The following is a 20,280-nucleotide window of genomic DNA, read 5'->3' as shown; positions in this document are numbered from 1 at the left end:
TTACTTGATTGGGGCTACAATTTTCTGTTGAATAATCACGGCATCGGTCAACACAAATGGCTTGGAAAGCATCCAGTTTTTTCTTGGAGCCATTTTATATTGAGTGTTTGACATTAAATCAAACGAACTTTCTACTAAATCGAATTCTAGTTTTTGATTTTGAGGAATCGAGAATTCTAAAGTCAAAGGAATGTTATCCACCACATAATAACTCAGCAATTTGTTGCTTTTTTTCGAAATAATATTGCTTTTTATATCCAATGCTTTAGCACCATTAGCTACTAAATGAGCTACAGATGCCTTTTCATTGGTAAATACATCATAGCGATTTACTTTCCTATTCGGAGTGATTTTAATTTTATAAAAATGCTTGTTTCCAGACAATGAATCGGTGACAAATTCAATGGTGGGTTTAGGAATAGTTTTTAGTGGCGCAGCGGCCATAAAAGTATATTCAGAACCATATTTACTGTATAATTTATTGGTATTCAAAGGCGTTGCTAATTTTGGATTTTCTCCTAAATAGGTTTTGGTCCATTCGTCTAAATTGCTGTCGTAGGTGGCCCAATTGGCTTGGTTGTTGTCTGCATTTAAAATGTAAACTAAACTATTAGGTTTCCCCGCTCCGTTCACAAAGTCCGAGGATTGATGTGCCTTAACTAAATAGACCAATCCCAATACCATGAAGGCAGTTGCCCAGATTCCTTTTCGTTGAAACGAATTGAAAAGCGGCAATAACAATCCAAAGCAAAGCACTGTTAATATAGCACTTCCTACTAAAATTTTTAGCCCCAATCCCACGGGAAACATTGTAATAAGCGGAACTAAAATCAGTAATGCCGGCACGGACATGACTAGGTTTAAATAGGGATTTGTTTTTTGAGTCAGTACAAAATACCCTAACACAATTATGCTTGCCAACACCGGAATAATTAAAAATGCAGCTCCTTTTAGAAAAAATGCAATTGCCAAATTGAGCAACAACCAAATAAATAGCACCGGAATTTGAAGTACAATTTCAGAATTTTTTTTGTTGTGATTTCTATAAAACCAAAAGCAAGCCGCAACAGAAAATGAAATAAATGCAATAACATAATCGTGTCCATTATAAGTAAATCCTTGGAGAATTTCACCATAGTGTGGGTAACCTAACTTAATAATTTTCCATCCAAAAAAGGTTATCAAACTAGCCGTAAACAAAGACCCTAAAAACGGAATAAAGCTTTGAATTACTTCTTTTAAATGGAATATTTTTTTTCCAATTCCTAAAAAGATAAATAATCCAAAAAGGAAAATTCCCAGTAATACCATAGGAATTACCCAACTAAATGGATATTTAACCATGTAAAAAGGGGCATTAAAATATACTTTATCTTGATTGGATTTCAATTGTGATAAATCGGAATTAGAAAAATAATTAAGCAGCGGGAATAGGTAACCGCCTTGGTGTGCTAAGGTGTTTGGGTCGAGATGTTGGAAGGTATCTTGCTGGGTATGGTAGTTGAAATGGCTGTCTATAAAAGCAAAATTAAACCCTTGAATCTTTCCCTTTTCTCTAAAAACAGTCAAATCGGTATCGTTGGGAAGCATTTTATAAATGCTATACATTAAGGAATTTCCTACCGGATAGGTTACGCCGCTATTACTAAAAGCATCGATCATTTGACTGTTTCCTTCTGTGGTTTCCATAAGCATATAGCCTGGCCCCGAGCTTCCTCTCGCTTCTAGATTAAGAACCAAACCCACTTTTTTTGCTATTTGGTGTTGGGTAACAAATAAAGCCGCACCATTTAATCCCAATTCTTCAGCATCGGTAAAGAGAATAACAATGTCATTTTTGTGTTTGGTTTGTGCATGTAAAAAAGCACGAACCGATTCAAGAATTGTAGCAACTCCGCTCGCATCATCGCTCGCACCATAGGAATAAGAATGGGGGGCGCTATCATAATGAGAAAGCAATAGCAATGCTTTATTTGTAGGAACAGTTCCTTTTATGGAGGCAATAATATTTTTAGATTTTACCAAAGTCCCTTTTTCCGTCATCGTAAATCCCTCTTGTAAAGAAGGTTGTAATCCTAAATTTTGTAATTCTTTAATCAAATAATTGGCTACTACCTCGTGATTTTCAGAACCAACAAAATGAGGCTTTTCCGACATTTTTTGCACAGTTTGTAAAGCTCTAGATGCAGAAAATTCTGACAAGGGTGCATCAGCAGAATCTTCGCCATGTGGACTATTTAAAAAATAAACAGACCAAAGCAAAAGTGCTAAAACGACACTTACAGAAAGGGAGGATAATTTGTTTTTCATAATATACTATTTATCTTTTTTAACTAAAATAAAAAAATCTGATTCCAAGGCCATATAGCCTTGATCGTAAACAAAATAGTAGGTATTTCCAGTTTTGGTATTTAATATAGAAGTGAAATAGTCAAAATCAAAACCTTTATTCAATAATTTAGATCGGGTAGTTTTTGATTTAACATCAATGTTTAATTCGGATAGAATTCGGTAGTTTTTACGCAACTTGTTATTGATGTTGCGCATGTAATTGGTGCTGTCTTTATTTATTTTATTATTGTAAGCATTGCGACAGCCATCGCTGCAGAACTTTTTGTCCTCCCGACCCACAATTTTCTCGTTACATTCTAAACAGGTTTTTTGCATTGTAATGAAGTAATGTCTATCAAATATAATAAAAAATATCCAATTACAAACGCTTACAAGTAGTTACAACCGAAAGTAAATGGTTATTCACCGATTAATATTTTAATGTCACCCCAAATTTGTATCGATGAAAGCAAGGAATTCAGCTCTTGCTTTTTTAATAATTAAGTAACAATTTAAATTTAAACGCCATGAATGCATTAAGAAATCGAGTACAATTAATTGGACATGTAGGACAAGATCCAGAAATCAAAACCTTAGAAGGAGGAAAAAAAGTAGCCAATATCACCATTGCTACCAACGAGGTATATTATAAAGAAAATGGTGACAAAGTAGAACAAACCGAATGGCATCGGGTAACTGCTTGGGGCAAAGTTGCCGACATTATTGAAAAATACGTAACTAAGGGTAAAGAAATTGCCATTGAAGGGAAACTAGCCCACCGCTCCTACGAAGATAAGAACGGAGAAAAACGCTACATTACCGATGTGGTTGCCAATGAAATTTTGCTATTAGGTAAGTAGTAAATTCTAACTAACCTCAATAATAATTTATTGGGGTTAGTTAAATTATTAATTATTCATCAATTTTTCAAGGCATTCAATAAATTGTCCTACATGGTAGCCATCTATTAATCCGTGGTGAACATGAATGGAAACTGGCATTGTTTTTTTGCCGTTTTCTTCTGTCATTTTTCCAAAAGAAATTTTTGGACAACTATCCGGCCAAGTATAACTTCGGGCATGGCTGAAGGACTCAAATTTTATCCAAGGTAAAGCCGAAAAGTGGATTAGATTCTCGCCATATTCCTCCCGAGTGAATAGGCCTGAAGTTTTTTGAATTCGGACAATTTCATTTTTTACTATTTCAGAAAATAGAATTGCATCTTCATGGTATTCCATTAACGAAAAACCAAATGTTTTATCTTCTCGTAATACCGTTGCGGAAGCATTTATTTGATCAAAGATATAAACTTCATCACCAATTATTCGGTAGCGAAATTCTTCAACAGCATTCACTGCGGTTAAGGTTTTATGTAGATAATAACTAAAAAATGAAACCCCTAATTCTTTTGCTTTTTCAAAAGATTTAGTACAATCTATAGTAGTAGTAACTCCAAAAAAAGGCTCTTCCATTTGATTAAAAAACATGAAATGCTCCTTTCTATTCCAGGTGTCCAGATTTAGTTTTTGCCTCATTAGCTAATCAACGCACCATTTTGAACGCCATCTGCATCTGGGTTTACAAAAACCAATTTCCCTTCAGCGTTGTTAGTCATCAAAATCATTCCTTGACTTTCAACTCCGCGTAAGGCTCTTGGTGCCAAGTTCACTAAAACCGTAACGCGTTTTCCAATCACTTCTTCCGGTGAAAAATGTTCAGCAATTCCAGAAACGATAGTTCTCACATCAATTCCAGTATCTACTTTCAATACTAAAAGTTTGTTTGCTTTTGCCATTTTTTCGGCTTCCAATATTGTTCCGACACGCAAATCTAATTTTGAAAAATCTTCAAAAGTTGCCGTTTCTTTTTGAGGTTCAATCACAGCAATCTCTTCTTTATTAGCTACTTTGGTAGCTTCCAGTTTGTCAATTTGTTTTTGAATTTCAGCATCTTCAATTTGGGCAAATAATATTTCCGCTTCGCCAATTTGATGCCCTGCAGGAAGTAAATCACTTCTTTCAGAAATGTCATTCCAACCCAAATGAGATTCCTTCGTCGGAATGACATTAAGGATTCCTGATAATTTACAAGCGGTAAACGGCAAGAACGGTTCGCACAATACGCGTAATGCTGCAGCAATTTGCAAAGCCACATACATTTGGGTTTGCACACGCTCCGGATCGGTTTTTACCATCTTCCAAGGCTCTTCATCGGCCAAATATTTATTTCCTAAACGAGCCATATTCATCAATTCTCCTTGCGCTTCTCTAAATCGATAGCGCTCCACAGAACTTGAAATCACTGCTGGATAGGCTTTTAGTTCGGCTAAAGTTTGTTCGTCAATTGCATTAAATTCATTCGGCTGTGGAACAATTCCGTTGTAGTATTTATTGGTTAAAACCACCACACGATTGATGAAATTTCCAAAAATAGCAGCCAACTCATTATTATTTCTCGCTTGAAAATCCTTCCAAGTAAAATCATTATCCTTATTTTCGGGTGCATTAGCGGTCAAAGCATAACGCAATACATCTTGTTTATCAGGAAAATCTAATAAATATTCGTGCAACCAAACGGCCCAGTTTTTAGATGTCGAAAGTTTGTTTCCTTCCAAATTCAGAAACTCATTTGCAGGCACATTATCAGGTAAAATATAACTTCCTTCCGCCTTTAACATCGCCGGAAAAATAATACAATGAAACACAATATTGTCTTTACCAATAAAGTGAACCAATTTCGTTTCGGCATCTTTCCAATACGGTTCCCAATCTTTTCCTTCACGAGCAGCCCATTCTTTGGTTGCCGAGATGTATCCAATTGGCGCATCAAACCATACATATAATTTTTTTCCTTCGGCACCAGCCACAGGAACATCAATTCCCCAATCCAAATCGCGGGTTACTGCACGAGGTTTCAATCCATCGTCCAACCACGATTTCACCTGACCTAAAACATTGTTTTTCCAGTCTTTTTCATGCCCCACCAAAATCCAATCTTTCAAGAAATCTTGGTATCGATCTAAAGGTAAAAACCAATGTTTGGTTGATTTTAAAATCGGAGTTTCTCCTGTAATGGTCGACTTCGGATTAATTAAATCGGTGGCGTTTAATGTAGAGCCACATTTTTCACATTGATCCCCATAAGCCTCTTCATTGCTGCATTTTGGGCAAGTTCCCATTACAAAACGATCGGCTAGAAACTGATCGGCTTTAGCATCATATAGTTGTTCGGTAACTTCTTCTATAAAGTCGCCGTTGTCGTATAATTTTTTAAAAAATTCCGATGCCGTATCGTGGTGAATTTTTGATGAGGTACGCGAATAATTATCAAATGAAATTCCGAAATCAATAAACGATTTACGAATAATTCCGTCGTATTTATCAATCACCTCTTGCGGGGTGATGCCTTCTTTTTTGGCCTTCATAGAAATGGCAACGCCGTGTTCATCGCTTCCGCAAACAAAAAGCACCTCTCTCCCTTGCAATCGCAAGTAGCGCGCATAAATATCAGACGGCACATAAACCCCCGCTAAATGCCCTATATGAATTGGCCCGTTCGTGTAAGGCAACGCAGCCGTTATGGTATATCTCTTCGGATTTTCTAACATGATTATTCGGTATATATCCTGCAAAAATAAGTAATTATTTTTAGTCTTTGCGAGCAAGGTGTCATTCTCAAGTAATTTGCTTTGCCAATTCGGTCTTTTGGAGCTCAGATCCTGCTATCCGTTACAATCTTTTACTTTTTAAAGATAAAAGTAAAAGGATTTTCACTTTTATCAGGGCTAGGGCATTCGTTTTGATATTAACTTAATTTATATATTTGTATATTGTTTATCATTTAGTGTTCAATTAATAAATAGTAATCAATAGTATTATCAGTCTGAGCCTGTCGAAGACTGTACCGAGTTTCTAAAACCCAAAATGAAAAAATACATACTCTTTATTTTTATTTCGCTAGTATCAAGTAACCTTCATGCACAAAAAAAGATGATTATACCTCCCTATTTAAAAAAAGGCGATACCATTGCCATAGTTGCCACTGCTCGTAAAAATGTAGAAGAAAATTTACAAACTGCAATTGGTTGGTTGCACAACTGGGGCTTGGAAGTGGTAATAGGAAAAACCATCGGTTTAGATAACAACCAATTGGCCGGCACCGACCAAGAGCGAGCTGACGATTTTCAAACCATGATGGACAACCCAAATATTAAAGCAATATGGTGTGTACGCGGAGGTTATGGGACGGTAAGAATGATTGATTTACTCGATTTTACCAAATTCAAGCAATCACCAAAATGGGTGATTGGTTTTAGCGATGTAACGGTTTTGCACAGCCACTTGAATAATTTAGGGTTTGCTTCCATACACGGGATTATGCCTGTAAGCGTTAAAGCAACCGAAGAATCAAAAGAAAGTTTGCGCAAAGCACTCTTTGGCGAAACATTAGAATACACCGTTCCGTGCGATCCAATGAATCGCTTTGGCTCGGCCAAAGGCGAATTGGTAGGCGGTAATCTATCTATTTTATACAGTCTTTTAGGCTCTTCTTCCGCTATAGATTGTACCGATAAAATTCTTTTCATGGAAGACCTTGACGAGTATTTGTACCACATCGACCGTATGATGATGAACCTAAAACGCAATGGTTGTCTAGAAAGTTTGAAGGGCATCATTGTTGGTGGTATGACCAAAATGCACGATAACGAAATCCCTTGGGGGAAAAACGCTCTCGAAATCATTGACGATGTTACCAAAACCTACAACATCCCTGTAATTTATAATTTCCCAGCAGGACATTCTGCCGATAACCACGCCCTAATTCTCGGTAAACAAGTAACCCTTGAGGTAAACGATTTAGAGAGTAAAGTGATTTTTGAATAGACTTCTAATTGTCATTCCAACGCAGTAGGAATCTCCTGACGTTTATATAAAGTTGATGGAATTGCTTGGTGCCTCGCAATGACAAAAATGACAAAAATGGCCGACCACAACGAACTTGGCAAACAGGGCGAAGCATTAGCTGTTGAATTTCTTCAGCAAAAAGGCTATGAAATTTTGGAAACCAACTGGACATTCCAAAAAGCCGAAATAGACATTATTGCTCAAAAAGACAGCGTTTTAGCTATAGTAGAAGTTAAAACCCGTTCATCAATTGATTATGGATTGCCCCAAGATTTTGTGAAACCAAAAAAAATTCAATTGCTTGTGAAAGCCGTTAACGAATATGTATTGGTTAATGATTTAGATTTGGAAGTTCGTTTTGATATCATTGCCATTCACAAAGATGGTGCCGAATTTAACCTCGAACATATTGAAGAAGCGTTTTATTATTTTTAATTAAAAAAAGGCCTTACTATGGTAAGGCCTTTTTTGATATTATGAAATTAAATTAATTATTTCTTTTTAATTTGGCTTTCAATATTTTTCACTCTGTTGGTTAACGATTTATTTTGTTTTTTCAACTCTTCAATTAATACTTGTTGTTCTTTTATTGCTTCAGTTAAAACAGAAATTAACCCCGTATAGTTAATCCCTTTAAATTCCTCTTTTGTTTTATTTACATTAGCTTCAGACTTAGTTGAAGTAATTTCAGCTAATCCATTCTCATCATCAGAGTTTATTAATGCATTATTATGTCCAGAATCTCCTGTAGTTGCCAAATTTAGAGTTTGAGTTGTTACTAATTCAGGGAATACCGCCTCTAAATCCTGAGCAATAAATCCGTATTGCAAAGTAGTAGGCAAGTTAATTCCTGATTCGGCACTGCTTTTATAAAAATAAGTTACAGGAGTTAATGAGTTTATCTTATCTAAAGCTGAAACAAAAGGCTTCACTTCTTTCTTTAATTTTCTATCTGAAGGCTGAACTAATGTGCCAGTAATAGTTACATCCCCATTAAAAAAGCCGGCATAATTTACAGCACCATTACTTGCTTCACTATAAATTCCATAGTTAGTACCAGTTGCAGTAACTGAAGTTGCACGAGAAGAAACCCCGTAATTTGTTGCATTTGTTGATGGACCAGAATCAGAATAGGCTCCAACAGCAATATTAAATACTTCAGAACCTCCAGCCCAACCAGTTACTCCATAATTAAGCCCAGTTGGAGTAGTATTTATAGAATACCCCATCACACCTCTATTGTCTTTTCCGTCTATTGCTCCATTTCCAACACCCCATACACCATAATTATCACCAGTACTTCCATAAGCTCCTCCGAATAATCCATTATTTAATGAAGTAGAATTTGTTGCATATGAATATGTTCCAGTGTTTCTTCCAGTAGAATTTACTCCATCGGCAACACCCTGAACACCTCTATTATTTAATCCTGTAGTTCCATTAGCTAAACCGTATAATCCATAGTTAGAACCTGTTGTTGAATTGTATGCTCTAGCATATACTGAAGTATTGCTTGCTGCATTTGAAGCATAGCTAGCAATACCATTATTTGATCCCAAACTTACACCGTTAGAACTAGCCAATATTGCTCTATTTGTTCCATTAGTACCGTCCATTTGACTAGTTAAACCATTAAAAAAACCAGTATTGCTTCCTCCTATTGTGTTAATTCTCATAGTAGCTTCTCCGTCATTTGTAACTGTTTTATTTGCAACATTTCCAGCATCTAAAACTTGCTGTAGTGTTACTGCACTCGAATTTTGAGCATATAAAGCATAAGGCACACTCATTAATTGGGTAGTACCCATAGCAACATAACCGCTACCTGTGTTTAATTCAATGCCTAAGTAATAAGATCCATTACCCCAATTGATAGATGAAAACGTACCTGAAGTTGGAGTTCCTTGTCCTACAACTAAATTAATATGACCTAAATCATCGGTATTGGCAGTTTGAATTTCACTATAAACTAAGGTTCCTGTTGCAGAGTTTTGATAAACATTGAATTTTACCAATACAATTTGGTTGAGTAATAACTGCCCCGAATTATTTCTAACAGTTGCTTGGTAATTAAAGCCTTGTGGCGCTTGAGCAAATAGGGCTGTTGTTATAATTACTGATAGTAGTGTAAATAGTTTTTTCATGGTTTTATTTTTTTATGATTTTATAAGTGTTTTTTTGATTGTTAACTTTATTTTCAATTGTAACTAGGTATATTCCTTGCGAATAAGTAGAAAAATCCTGGGGATGATCTTTACTTATTGTCCCGATATGAATTTGTTTCCCATTTAGGTCTACAATTTGAATTCCAAAAACCTCAATATCTGGGTGAGAAACATAAAGAAATTGATTAGTTGGATTGGGATATAGTTTAATTTGTAAGGACATCGTATTATCTTCTACACTAAGTGCTTGTATATCCATTGCCGGATAATACCCATTACCCAGTTGGTTGTCACCAGCAACCATTAATCCAACAACTGGTTCACCTGTGGTCCAAGACATTTTAAGATTAGAAGCACTATCAGTTTTGCCTGCTGCACCAATGACTTGTTTTGAAATAGTTTGTGAATATCCAACCATGGATATAAAAACTATAAATACGAAAGTTAAATTATTCATTATTTGATATTATGTGTTAATCAAACAAATTTATTATTTTTGAACTTATATTTAAGCCCATTTTAAGCCCATAATTATGTCTGACAATAGCCTTGTTCAAATTAAAATTGAAATACAAAAGCAAATAGGATTGACAATAGAAAAACCAATTCATTTGAAAATTTTACAAGTAGCTATTGAAAATACTACGGGAGAAATAATTGGTTATAATACTTTAAGAAGATTTTTTGGATTTTTAAACGAAACATCACCAAATAGTAAAACCTTAAACGTACTGAGTCGTTTTTTAGGACAAAATTCCTATAATGATTTTAAAAAACATTATTTAAAGGACAACGATTGGTTAATTTGGATGAGAATTATTGAAATTGAAAATCGAGAAATTATTTTAGAAAGTGATATTTTATGGTTAATGGATCAAATTAATACTCAAGATTATCACATTAAAATCGGTTCAATAATAAAAGCCTTTATCTACAATAAAAATTATATTGCTTTAAATCAAATATTTGATTACCGTTTATTTAGTATAGATGAATCTACAAAACTAAAATTAGCATTAAATATTTGCTTACTCTTTCAAAATTTATCTGAAAAAAATTACAAACAAATAATTAAAAAAATTGTTTCAAATACTGTCTTTAGAGAAAACATATTGCATTGGTTTATTGATTACTCTCATTTTAATGGCTATTATGGAGCGTTCATAAATGCATCTTTAAAGTATTCAATTAAAGGAAGTCATGAAGAACTTTTTTGTGAATTAATTATAAATTACAATAACTATTTATCTAATAAAAATAAATTAAAATATATAGAGGCATCAAGAATAAAAGATTCCTTTTTTGAAGTTTTGAGAGGAAGGGGCTTTGCTTATAATTTATTATATTTTAATCAAAAAAAAGATAGTGTTTCGTATGAAAAAAATTGGGAGTTAATTATAGTTAAAACTAAAGAAGCAATTAACTTAAATTTATTTTTTTTCGAGATTATTCCGGCTTTAATAATTTTAAAGGATTTCAATAAAATCAGGTTTTTAATAACTAATTATTATGAGGACCTTCTTGATTTTACAAATTGGAGTGCGCATGCTGTACAATCAATAGTGCTAATGGCTCACACAATTACCTTAATTGACGAAGGTAAAATTAAAGAATCTAAAAAGAATTTCAGCTCAATTAATTTATCCAATGTAAATTACTCCTATTATAATTATAACAAAATTTTTTACTTGATAACATTATATCATATTGGACTTAATGAAAAACACTCCAAAATGGAATTGAATAAAATAGAATTGGAGTACACTACTTTAATTAACAAAATTGGATTTTATAAATTTTCATCAAACTACCTGAAAAATTATTTTATTGATAAAATTGAAATTGATAATTAGTGAATTAAAACCTACATTTTCTCCATCAACTCCAATGCCTTATTAATAGACTTTACATTTTCAAAAGTCAATAACAAACGCAAGCCGTTTTTGGTTTCTTTTTCTTTCATTTTACAAAGGTTGCTGTTGTTTTGCACAAACTGCACCATTTTCATAAAACGATTGGATTGATAGAAATCACTTTGTTGGTCGCCCACAAAATAGCCAATCATTTTGCCTTGTTTTAAAACTAATTTTTCAATTCCGATGCTGGTGGCTTTCCATTTGATACGGATGGAATTGAGTAAGGCCACCGCTTCTTTTGGTAAAGCGCCAAATCTATCGGTAAGTTTTTGTTCGTATTGAAGTAGGGTTGCTTCATCTTTAATAGCGCCAAGTTCGTTATATAAACTCAATCGCTCGGTAATGTTGTTGATGTAATCATCGGGAAACAGCAATTCGAAATCGGTGTCAATTTGTAAATCTTTGACATATTGTTTGGTTTCGATGTTGTTTTCGGTTGGATATAATTCTTTGAATTCGTTTTCTTTCAATTCCTCTATGGCCTCATTCATGATTTTTTGATAGGTGTCAAATCCAATATCATTGATAAAACCACTTTGTTCGCCACCTAATAAATCTCCGGCACCACGAATTTCAAGGTCTTTCATGGCAATATTAATTCCACTTCCCAGTTCGCTAAATTGCTCTAATGCCTGAATTCTTTTTCGGGCATCATCAGTCATTGCCGAATAAGCTGGGGTAATGAAATAGCAAAACGCCTTTTTGTTGCTTCGTCCCACACGACCTCGCATTTGATGTAAATCAGACAATCCAAAATTATTGGCATTATTAATGAAAATCGTATTCGCATTAGGCACATCCAAACCACTTTCAATAATGGTTGTGGCAACCAAAACATCGAATTCGCCATTCATAAAAGCCAACATTAATTCTTCGAGTTTTTTGCCGTCCAATTGGCCGTGGCCAATACCAACTCGCGCATCGGGAACCAAGCGCTGAATCATTCCGGCTACTTCTTTAATATTTTCAATGCGGTTATTGATGAAGAATACTTGTCCGTTGCGCTGAATTTCATACGAAATCGCATCCCGAATTAACTCTTCTTGAAAACGAACCACTTGCGTTTCGATAGGATATCTATTGGGCGGAGGCGTAGTTATTACCGATAAATCGCGAGCCGCCATCAATGAAAATTGTAAGGTCCTCGGGATAGGCGTAGCCGTTAAGGTCAAAGTATCCACATTGGCAGAAATTGTTTTGAGTTTGTCTTTTACATTCACTCCAAACTTCTGTTCCTCATCTATAATTAGCAATCCCAAATCTTTGAATTGTACATTGTTGTTTACCAATTGATGCGTGCCAATAATAATATCAAGTTTCCCTTCGGATAATTCTTTAAGGGTTTGGGTTTTTTCTTTGGCAGTTCTAAATCGGTTTAAATAGCCAATGGTAACCGGCATGTCTTTTAATCGTTCCGAAAATGTTCTATAATGTTGGTAGGCCAAAATAGTGGTGGGTACTAAAACAGCCACTTGTTTTCCGTTGTCTACTGCTTTAAATGCCGCTCGAATAGCTACTTCAGTTTTTCCAAAACCTACGTCTCCACATACCAAGCGATCCATTGGGCGATCGTTTTCCATATCCAATTTTACATCGGATGTTGCAGTTATTTGATCGGGTGTGTCTTCGTAAATAAAGGAACTTTCAAGTTCTTTTTGCAAATAACTATCAGGTGCACAAGCAAATCCTTTTTCCAATCTTCTTTTCGCATAAAGCTGAATTAAATTGAAAGCAATATGTTTTACTCGCGCTTTTGTTTTTTGTTTTAAAGCTTTCCAAGCACCACTTCCTAACTTGTAAATCTTTGGCGGAGCGCCATCTTTACCATTGTATTTGGATATTTTATGCAGCGAATGAATGCTTACATATACAATATCATTATCGGCATAAACTAGTTTAATGGCCTCTTGGGTTTTACCTTCCACCTGAATTTTCTGCAATCCACCAAATTTTCCAATTCCGTGGTCAATGTGGGTAACATAATCACCAACGGTTAGTAAATTCAGTTCTTTAAGCGTGATGGTTTGCTTTTTGGAATACCCGTTTTTGATGCTAAATTTATGATAGCGTTCAAATATCTGGTGGTCGGTATAATAGGCAATTTGATGTTCTTCGTCAATAAAACCTTGATAAAGCGGAAAAACTACAGTTTGGTATTGCTTGCGGATACTTTCGTGATTTTCTTCATCGATATCTTCAAAAATATCATGAAAACGATTCGCTTGACTTTCATTAGAACAGAACAAATAATTCTTAATTCCGTTGGAATTGTTGTCGCTTAAATTATTCAGCAGCAAATCAAATTGTTTGTTGAAGGAAGGCTGCGGTTGGATGTGAAATTCTATGGTTTTATCTATAGAAAAAATAGGGGCATTACTCAATTCGACTACCGAAAAATTCAGTGCTTTTTTCAGAAATTGTTTCTGATTCACAAATAATTCTTCTGGAACAAGTCGGTTTACGGTGGCATCCAATTTTGAAAAAGCTTCGGTTGCTTTATCAAAAAGTTTGTCTAATTGTTGCCCGGTAAAATCAGTATCTTGAATAAAAAGTACCGTTTTTTCGGAAATGTAATCAAGGAAACTCTCCCTATTTTCCTCAAAAAATTTATTTTCCATGTTTGGAATGATGGAAACTTTCTTTAATTTTTCAATGGAGAGTTGGGTTTCTACATCAAAACTTCGAATGGAATCTACTTCATTTCCAAAAAATTCAATTCGATACGGATTGTCATTAGAGAACGAAAACACATCTACAATTCCGCCACGAACCGAGAATTCTCCGGGTTCGGTTACAAAATCGACTCTTTTAAAATTGTATTCAAATAGTACTTCGTTGATAAAATCAATGGCTAATTTGTCGTTTACCGAAATCTTAAAGGTGTTTTTTTCAAGTTCTTTTTTGGTAACTACTTTTTCAAAAATGGCTTCGGCATACGAAACAATTATTGCTGGTTTTTTACGGGAATTTATTCGGTTTAAAACTTCCGATCGAAGTAAAATATTGGCGTTATCGGTTTCATCAATTTGATAAGGACGACGGTACGAACCCGGATAAAACAATACATCTTGGTCGTTTAATAACTGCTCTAGATCGTTGAGGTAATAAGCCGCTTCTTCCTTGTCGTTAAATAATAACAGGAAGGGCAATTCTGCTTTTTCAAAAGTAGCTTCAAGTACCAAAGACAAGGCCGACCCCAATAATCCTTTAGCATTTATCTTGTAATCGCGTTGTTGGATTGCGTGGGCTAACTGCTGAACTTTGGTCGAATTTTGATAAACGGAAGTAAAACTACTTTTATTCAAGTGGGTGATTTTTGAAATTTAGTTTGGAATAGCTCTAGAAGTATCCTTCATTTTAATTAGGTCTTGCTCGCCTTCTTCAACCGGAATCTGACTTCGTTTTACAATTTCTTCCATTTGCAATTGAAAGTAGTCGATTTCTGTATTGAGATCATTAACCAATTTTATAACTTTTTGCTCCGGAATTTGACGCAAATGAATGTATAAATCCAAACTTTTTACTTTGGTGATGATAACCGAAATCCTGCTTTTTATTTGTTGTTTGTTAAATTCAGCAGGAACAGTTAACTCCAATTCCATTGCTTTTTTTGACAAAACAGCTGCTTTTTTTTGAAAGGCGCCAATGGTGCTTTTTGGCTTCTGATTGATTTCGGTTAGGAAGTTGCGCCATTCTACCCAGTTGTTTATTTTGGCTTGGGTGGTTCCTTCTAGTGGAGAAATATCAAATACCCAACCGCGCTCAATAGCCGAAAAGACCACTTCTCTTTTTTGCGCGTCTTTTTGTTGCGCTACGATTAATTCTTTGTTTTCATTTTGGCATGAAACAAGAAGTAAGGTTATTAAAAGTGTGCAATGGGTTTTAAATGGCATGGTGCTATTTTGAATTAGATTACAAAAATACAAAAGTAGTAGTTTTGTTGTAGCGATTTTGTGAAAGGTTTGATAAATGTTCGGAAGTAGGAGTTTCAAATATTCTTAACGAAATCGTTATATTTGTAGCACAAACAAACAAATTATGTCTACCAAAATATTAATTATAGGTGCTTGCGGTCAAATAGGAACCGAGTTAACTACTAAACTGCGAAGCATTTATGGAAATGATAATGTCATTGCCTCCGATATTAGAAAGCTAAATAATGATATCGTAAACAACGGAATCTTTGAAGTTGTAAATGCTTTAGATTACAATCAAATTGAACATTTGGTAGAGCAATATCAAATTACGGATGTCTATTTAATGGCGGCTTTATTATCGGCTACAGCCGAAAAAAATCCAGCTTTTGCTTGGGATTTAAATATGAATTCGCTTTTTCATGTTTTGAATTTGGCGAAAGCCAAAAAAATAAAAAAGATATTTTGGCCATCGAGTATTGCCGTTTTTGGACCAACTACTCCAAGAGAAAATACGCCACAATATACTATTATGGAGCCAACCACAGTTTATGGAATTAGTAAACAAACCGGGGAACGCTGGTGCGAATACTACCACCACCAATATGGAGTGGATGTGCGAAGCATTCGATATCCAGGTTTGATTAGTTGGACCACCGAGCCAGGTGGAGGCACCACCGATTATGCGGTAGATATTTACCATAAAGCATTAAAAAAAGGGAAGTTTGAATGCTTTCTTTCGGAAGAAACGAAGTTGCCGATGATGTATATGGACGATGCCATTAGAGCCACTGTAGAAATTATGCAAGCGGATAAAGATGCTGTAAAAATTAGATCGTCTTATAATTTGGCGGGGATAAGTTTTACTCCAGCTGAAATTGCAGAAGAGATAAAAAAACACCTTCCGAATTTTACAATAAGTTATAAACCTGATTTTAGACAAAAAATTGCAGATAGTTGGCCTGCCTCTATAGACGATTCTTCTGCAAGAGAAGATTGGGGTTGGAAACACGAATTTGAGATGGACTCGATGACCGAGGTAATGTTAGAAAATTTAAAGTAAGAACATAAAAAAAATCCCAATCATGAATTGGGATTTTTTTATAAGAAAAAGGACTAATTCTTATTTAGCCGATTCGAATCTTTTAGAAACTTCCGCCCAATTAATTACATTGAAGAATGCTTCAATATAATCTGGACGACGGTTTTGGTAGTTTAAATAGTAAGCATGCTCCCAAACATCCATTCCAAGAATTGGGAATCCGCCGCAACCTACACCAGGCATTAATGTATTGTCTTGATTAGGTGTTCCGCAAACTTCTAGTTTTCCGTCTTTTACACAAAGCCAAGCCCAACCCGATCCAAATTGTGTTGCGCCAGCTTTAGCAAATGCTGCTTTAAATTCGTCAAACGAACCAAAATCTCTTTCGATAGCTGCTAATAAATCGCCTGTTGGCAGCCCACCACCGTTTGGAGACATTACGGTCCAAAACAAATTGTGGTTGTAAAATCCGCCACCATTGTTACGAACTGCCGCTTTAGTCATATCTAGATTAGAAAGGATATCTTCGATAGATTTTCCTTCTAAATCGGTTCCTGCTATTGCCGCATTTAAGTTGGTGGTGTATGCATTATGATGTTTTGAATGGTGAATTTCCATTGTTCGCGCATCAATATGTGGTTCTAACGCATCGTAAGCGTAAGGTAATTGTGGTAATTCAAATGCCATAATATATTTTTTATGTTAGTATTAAAATTGATTTCAAATTTATACATTTAACTTCGAAAAATGAAATTCTATTTTTCAATTAACAAATAATTAAAATTGGTTTAATTTTAACCATTATTTTTTCAAATCCGAACTGCTCAAAACATGACCAAAAACAAACCCGCTTTCTCTTTATATGATGCTTCGGCAGGTTCTGGAAAAACCTATACTTTGGTAAAAGAATACCTAAAAATTATTTTGTTATCCAAAAAACCAGATGCCTATAGAACTATTCTTGCCATCACTTTCACCAATAAAGCGGTGCATGAAATGAAAAGCAGGGTGGTGGAGAGTTTGACGGAGTTTACAAAAGACACGCCTTCTGAAAAAGCATTGGAGTTAATGCAAGTTATCAATGCCGAAACCCAATTAAGTATTCAAGATATTCAAGCAAAAGCTAAAAGTATCATCAAAAATTTGATTCATAATTACGCTGCTTTTGATATTTCAACCATTGATAAATTTACGCATCGGGTAATTCGAACTTTTGCGCATGATTTAAATTTACCCATCACTTTTGAAGTTTCATTGGACACCGAAAACTTGTTGGCTGAAGCGATAGATGCTTTGATTGCTCAAGCGGGTGAAGATGAAATACTCACCAATTTGCTAGTGGATTTTACGATGCAAAAAACCGACGAGGATAAATCGTGGGATATTTCTCGTGAAATTATGGATACCGGAAGGTTGATTTTAGACGAAAACAACCGAGAAGAAATCAAGCATTTTAATACTAAAACCATTTCCGAATTTGTAGAAATAAAAAATAAATTAAGCGCGCTTTCTAAAGAAATAGAAGATGAAACAATAGAAATGGCCAATCTAGCCATGCGACTGATAAATGAAAAAGGGATTGATGTAAAGTCATTTTCTGGAGGATATTTACCAAAACATATTGCGAGTATTCAAAATCGAAAGTTCAATCCGAATAACAAAACCTATCGGGAACCCGAAGACATCAAAATCAATAAAACAGCTAAAGATACTGCCCTTATTGAAAGTATCATTCCGGATTTATTAGTGGTGCTGGAGGCAATTTACATCAAATTTGAAAGCAGAAATTTTTACGAAGCATTCTTAAAAAATATTACACCTCTTTCCTTATTAAATACGGTAAGCAACGAATTGGCCAAAATTCAAAAAGAACAAAATATACTTTCCATTTCCGAATTTAATAAGTTAATTAACGAGCAAATTCAAAACCAACCGGCTCCGTTTATTTATGAACGATTGGGCGAGCGGTACCGTCATTTTTTTATTGATGAATTTCAGGATACTTCCGAAATGCAATGGCAAAATTTGATTCCGTTAATTGATAATGCTTTGTCAAGCGAAGACATGCAGGGAGAAAGGGGTTCGTTGCTTGTGGTGGGAGATCCGAAACAATCCATTTACAGGTGGCGTGGCGGAAAAGCCGAACAATTTATTGAATTGTCTAAAGGCGCTAATCCGTTTGTAAATCCAGATTGGGAGGCATTTTCGTTAGACACTAATTATAGAAGTTATTCGGAGGTAATTGATTTCAATAATAAGTTTTTTAAGTATTTGTCGGGTGAATTTCAAAACGAAGATTATAAAGATTTGTATGAAAATCACAGCCATCAAAAGGAGAACAATAAAAAAGGAGGATTGGTTTCGATTTCTTTTTTGCCAAAAGTTGATGAAGACGAGGAAGAGGAAGAAAATTCCGACAAATTTCAAATGTATTTGAAAGCCACTTTGGCCAAAATTGAAGAAATCAAAAAGAACGGATTTAAGAATAAAGACATTGTAATTCTAACTCGAAAAAAAAATCAAGGAACAGCTATTGCTAATTATTTGACTGAAAACGGGGTCTTAATTTTATCTTCAGAAAGTATATTAATTGGCGCTTCAACAGAAGTAAAGTGTGTAATAAATTTCCTACGATATTTAAAAAACAGAAACGACCAAGAATCCAAGGCGCAATTGTTGTATTATTTGGCCGTGAATCACCAAAGCAGCATGCCTATTTCCGATTTTATTGCGCACGGAATTGCACTAAAAAAAGAAAAAGAATTTCAAGAGTGGTTGTTGCAAATTGATTTGAATCTTTCGTTTGAGGTTTGCCGAAAAAAATCGCTTTATGAAGCAACAGAAATTATAATTTCAAAAGTAATTCCGGTTGATAAACGCAATGCCTATCTTCAATATTTCTTGGATATTGTTCTGGAAAGAGATTTAAAAAATCAGGCCGGAATTTCCGATTTTCTTTCGTATTGGTATAAAAACGGAGATAAATTGAGCATCCCTTCGCCTGAAGGGAATGACGCGGTGCGTATCATGACCATTCATAAATCGAAAGGATTGGAGTTTCCAGTTGTAATATTACCATTTGCAGAAGAAGATTTTAGCAAAGCGCCAAGAGAAAAAATATGGTTGAATGCCGATGAAAATGTAGTTGGAATTCCGAAAGCATTGGTAGACAAAAGCAGCAAAGTAGAGAGCTATGGCGCCGATGCTTCCCAAATTTACAAACAAAAAAAGCAAGAAGACACCTTAGATATTATTAATGTCTTGTATGTTTCGTTAACCAGAGCCGAAGAACAATTGCACGTAATTTCGGCCATCAACCTCAAGAAAGACGGAACTTTACCAAGTAATTTATCTTCTTACTTTATTGGGTTTTTACAAGACAAAGGATTTGATCCTAATAAGTTGGTTTATGAATTTGGCCAATCCAAAAAATTATCGAAAGAGGTTATTGATGATAAAGAGCTAAAAACAATACCACAAATAGTAGCACCACTAGATCCAAGGAGCATTAAAATTGCCCAACGAGAAAGTATCATGTGGAATACCAAGCAACAAAATGCGATTGAATACGGGAACACAATTCATGAAATTCTATCATTTATTAAAACAAAAGAGGATGTAGAATTGGCACTGACTAAAGCCATTGAAAACGGATTGATTGTTCCAACACAAAAAGAAACTGTTTTCAATACGATAAACGAAATTGTAACCCACCCCGATTTGGAAGTTTATTTTTCAAAAAGAGTAAAAGTATTAAACGAGCAAACGATTATTCATAAAGGAGGGAATTTAGTAAAACCAGACAGAATGGTCCTAAATTCTAATAATGATATTTATCTTTTAGATTATAAAACGGGGTCGCATTTAGCTAAACACCAGGATCAATTAGAAAATTATCAAAAAGTAATTGAGGAAATGGGATACAAAGTAGCCAAAAAAGCACTGGTTTATATTGGTGAAAACAGCAATGTTGTAAATTTGTAGTCTAAAATAGTTAAAAATAAAAAA

General features: G+C 34.8%; 15 protein-coding genes. 6 read left to right on the top strand and 9 right to left on the bottom strand.

Features of this window, described 5'->3' with window-relative positions:
- A complete protein-coding gene (locus ACKOWY_RS06595) occupies nucleotides 1–2,310 on the bottom strand; it encodes a M20/M25/M40 family metallo-hydrolase (RefSeq protein WP_408940646.1) in 2,310 nt (769 codons plus the stop codon).
- 6 nt (nucleotides 2,311–2,316) lie between these two features.
- Entirely contained in the window at nucleotides 2,317–2,667 is a 351-nt protein-coding gene (locus tag ACKOWY_RS06590; RefSeq protein WP_408940645.1) for a hypothetical protein, read from the bottom strand.
- A gap of 191 nt (nucleotides 2,668–2,858) precedes the next feature.
- Between ACKOWY_RS06590 and ACKOWY_RS06585 the strand changes: the two genes are divergently transcribed.
- Nucleotides 2,859–3,191, top strand: coding sequence for a single-stranded DNA-binding protein (locus ACKOWY_RS06585; RefSeq protein WP_408940644.1), 333 nt, complete (start codon nucleotides 2,859–2,861; stop codon nucleotides 3,189–3,191).
- A 48-nt stretch (nucleotides 3,192–3,239) separates the two neighbouring features.
- Here the strand turns inward: ACKOWY_RS06585 and ACKOWY_RS06580 are convergent, their stop codons facing one another.
- A complete protein-coding gene (locus tag ACKOWY_RS06580; protein WP_408940643.1) occupies nucleotides 3,240–3,866 on the bottom strand; it encodes a CatA-like O-acetyltransferase in 627 nt (208 codons plus the stop codon).
- Nucleotides 3,866–5,938: a methionine--tRNA ligase gene (gene metG, locus ACKOWY_RS06575; protein ID WP_408940642.1), complete on the bottom strand. Its 2,073-nt coding sequence runs from the start codon at nucleotides 5,936–5,938 to the stop codon at nucleotides 3,866–3,868. The genes ACKOWY_RS06580 and metG overlap by 1 nt, the downstream gene beginning before the upstream one ends.
- Nucleotides 5,939–6,254: 316 nt before the next feature.
- Between metG and ACKOWY_RS06570 the strand changes: the two genes are divergently transcribed.
- Nucleotides 6,255–7,214, top strand: coding sequence for an LD-carboxypeptidase (locus tag ACKOWY_RS06570; protein WP_408940641.1), 960 nt, complete (start codon nucleotides 6,255–6,257; stop codon nucleotides 7,212–7,214).
- A gap of 96 nt (nucleotides 7,215–7,310) precedes the next feature.
- Nucleotides 7,311–7,670, top strand: a complete 360-nt coding sequence (locus ACKOWY_RS06565) for a YraN family protein (protein WP_408940640.1) — start codon at nucleotides 7,311–7,313, stop codon at nucleotides 7,668–7,670.
- 56 nt (nucleotides 7,671–7,726) lie between these two features.
- On the opposite strand, the gene ACKOWY_RS06560 is transcribed toward ACKOWY_RS06565, so the two are convergent.
- Together ACKOWY_RS06560 and ACKOWY_RS06555 are read right to left on the bottom strand one after the other, a co-directional pair.
- Nucleotides 7,727–9,379, bottom strand: coding sequence for a tail fiber domain-containing protein (locus ACKOWY_RS06560; protein ID WP_408940639.1), 1,653 nt, complete (start codon nucleotides 9,377–9,379; stop codon nucleotides 7,727–7,729).
- Nucleotides 9,380–9,383: 4 nt separating this feature from the next.
- A complete protein-coding gene (locus ACKOWY_RS06555) occupies nucleotides 9,384–9,857 on the bottom strand; it encodes a T9SS type A sorting domain-containing protein (RefSeq protein ID WP_408940638.1) in 474 nt (157 codons plus the stop codon).
- 76 nt (nucleotides 9,858–9,933) lie between these two features.
- Here ACKOWY_RS06555 and ACKOWY_RS06550 point away from each other — a divergent pair, with 76 nt between their 5' ends.
- Nucleotides 9,934–11,253: a hypothetical protein gene (locus ACKOWY_RS06550; protein ID WP_408940637.1), complete on the top strand. Its 1,320-nt coding sequence runs from the start codon at nucleotides 9,934–9,936 to the stop codon at nucleotides 11,251–11,253.
- An 11-nt stretch (nucleotides 11,254–11,264) separates the two neighbouring features.
- Here ACKOWY_RS06550 and mfd read toward each other — a convergent pair whose 3' ends face one another.
- Nucleotides 11,265–14,555, bottom strand: a complete 3,291-nt coding sequence (gene mfd / locus ACKOWY_RS06545; protein ID WP_408940722.1) for a transcription-repair coupling factor — start codon at nucleotides 14,553–14,555, stop codon at nucleotides 11,265–11,267.
- Between the two features lie 84 nt (nucleotides 14,556–14,639).
- Entirely contained in the window at nucleotides 14,640–15,209 is a 570-nt protein-coding gene (locus ACKOWY_RS06540) for a hypothetical protein (protein ID WP_408940636.1), read from the bottom strand.
- 145 nt (nucleotides 15,210–15,354) lie between these two features.
- On the opposite strand from ACKOWY_RS06540, the gene ACKOWY_RS06535 reads away from it, so the two are divergent.
- Nucleotides 15,355–16,293: an L-threonine 3-dehydrogenase gene (locus tag ACKOWY_RS06535; RefSeq protein ID WP_408940635.1), complete on the top strand. Its 939-nt coding sequence runs from the start codon at nucleotides 15,355–15,357 to the stop codon at nucleotides 16,291–16,293.
- Between the two features lie 60 nt (nucleotides 16,294–16,353).
- Here ACKOWY_RS06535 and ACKOWY_RS06530 read toward each other — a convergent pair whose 3' ends face one another.
- Nucleotides 16,354–16,959 carry a superoxide dismutase gene (locus tag ACKOWY_RS06530; RefSeq protein WP_408940634.1) on the bottom strand — a complete coding sequence of 202 codons (606 nt, stop codon included), beginning with the start codon at nucleotides 16,957–16,959 and terminating at the stop codon, nucleotides 16,354–16,356.
- Nucleotides 16,960–17,103: 144 nt separating this feature from the next.
- Here ACKOWY_RS06530 and ACKOWY_RS06525 point away from each other — a divergent pair, with 144 nt between their 5' ends.
- Complete coding sequence (locus tag ACKOWY_RS06525; RefSeq protein ID WP_408940633.1) at nucleotides 17,104–20,256, top strand: UvrD-helicase domain-containing protein; 3,153 nt, start codon at nucleotides 17,104–17,106, stop codon at nucleotides 20,254–20,256.
- Nucleotides 20,257–20,280 lie beyond the last annotated feature (24 nt).

It is taken from the genome of Flavobacterium sp. (genome assembly GCF_046073885.1).
In the GTDB taxonomy this organism is placed as follows: Bacteria; Bacteroidota; Bacteroidia; order Flavobacteriales; family Flavobacteriaceae; genus Flavobacterium.
Note: the sequence above shows the minus strand (reverse complement) of the source record. Positions and strands in the feature narration are given on the sequence as shown.

What these genes read in the sequence shown, in the direction of transcription:
- ACKOWY_RS06585 (WP_408940644.1), top strand. Translation starts at nt 2,859, where the DNA reads ATGAATGCATTAAGAAATCGAGTACAATTAATTGGACATGTAGGACAA.
- ACKOWY_RS06570 (WP_408940641.1), top strand. Translation starts at nt 6,255, where the DNA reads ATGAAAAAATACATACTCTTTATTTTTATTTCGCTAGTATCAAGTAAC.
- ACKOWY_RS06565 (WP_408940640.1), top strand. Translation starts at nt 7,311, where the DNA reads ATGGCCGACCACAACGAACTTGGCAAACAGGGCGAAGCATTAGCTGTT.
- ACKOWY_RS06590 (WP_408940645.1), bottom strand. Translation starts at nt 2,667, where the DNA reads ATGCAAAAAACCTGTTTAGAATGTAACGAGAAAATTGTGGGTCGGGAG.
- ACKOWY_RS06530 (WP_408940634.1), bottom strand. Translation starts at nt 16,959, where the DNA reads ATGGCATTTGAATTACCACAATTACCTTACGCTTACGATGCGTTAGAA.
- ACKOWY_RS06525 (WP_408940633.1), top strand. Translation starts at nt 17,104, where the DNA reads ATGACCAAAAACAAACCCGCTTTCTCTTTATATGATGCTTCGGCAGGT.
- ACKOWY_RS06555 (WP_408940638.1), bottom strand. Translation starts at nt 9,857, where the DNA reads ATGAATAATTTAACTTTCGTATTTATAGTTTTTATATCCATGGTTGGA.
- ACKOWY_RS06595 (WP_408940646.1), bottom strand. Translation starts at nt 2,310, where the DNA reads ATGAAAAACAAATTATCCTCCCTTTCTGTAAGTGTCGTTTTAGCACTT.
- metG (WP_408940642.1), bottom strand. Translation starts at nt 5,938, where the DNA reads ATGTTAGAAAATCCGAAGAGATATACCATAACGGCTGCGTTGCCTTAC.
- ACKOWY_RS06535 (WP_408940635.1), top strand. Translation starts at nt 15,355, where the DNA reads ATGTCTACCAAAATATTAATTATAGGTGCTTGCGGTCAAATAGGAACC.
- ACKOWY_RS06580 (WP_408940643.1), bottom strand. Translation starts at nt 3,866, where the DNA reads ATGAGGCAAAAACTAAATCTGGACACCTGGAATAGAAAGGAGCATTTC.
- ACKOWY_RS06540 (WP_408940636.1), bottom strand. Translation starts at nt 15,209, where the DNA reads ATGCCATTTAAAACCCATTGCACACTTTTAATAACCTTACTTCTTGTT.
- ACKOWY_RS06560 (WP_408940639.1), bottom strand. Translation starts at nt 9,379, where the DNA reads ATGAAAAAACTATTTACACTACTATCAGTAATTATAACAACAGCCCTA.
- ACKOWY_RS06550 (WP_408940637.1), top strand. Translation starts at nt 9,934, where the DNA reads ATGTCTGACAATAGCCTTGTTCAAATTAAAATTGAAATACAAAAGCAA.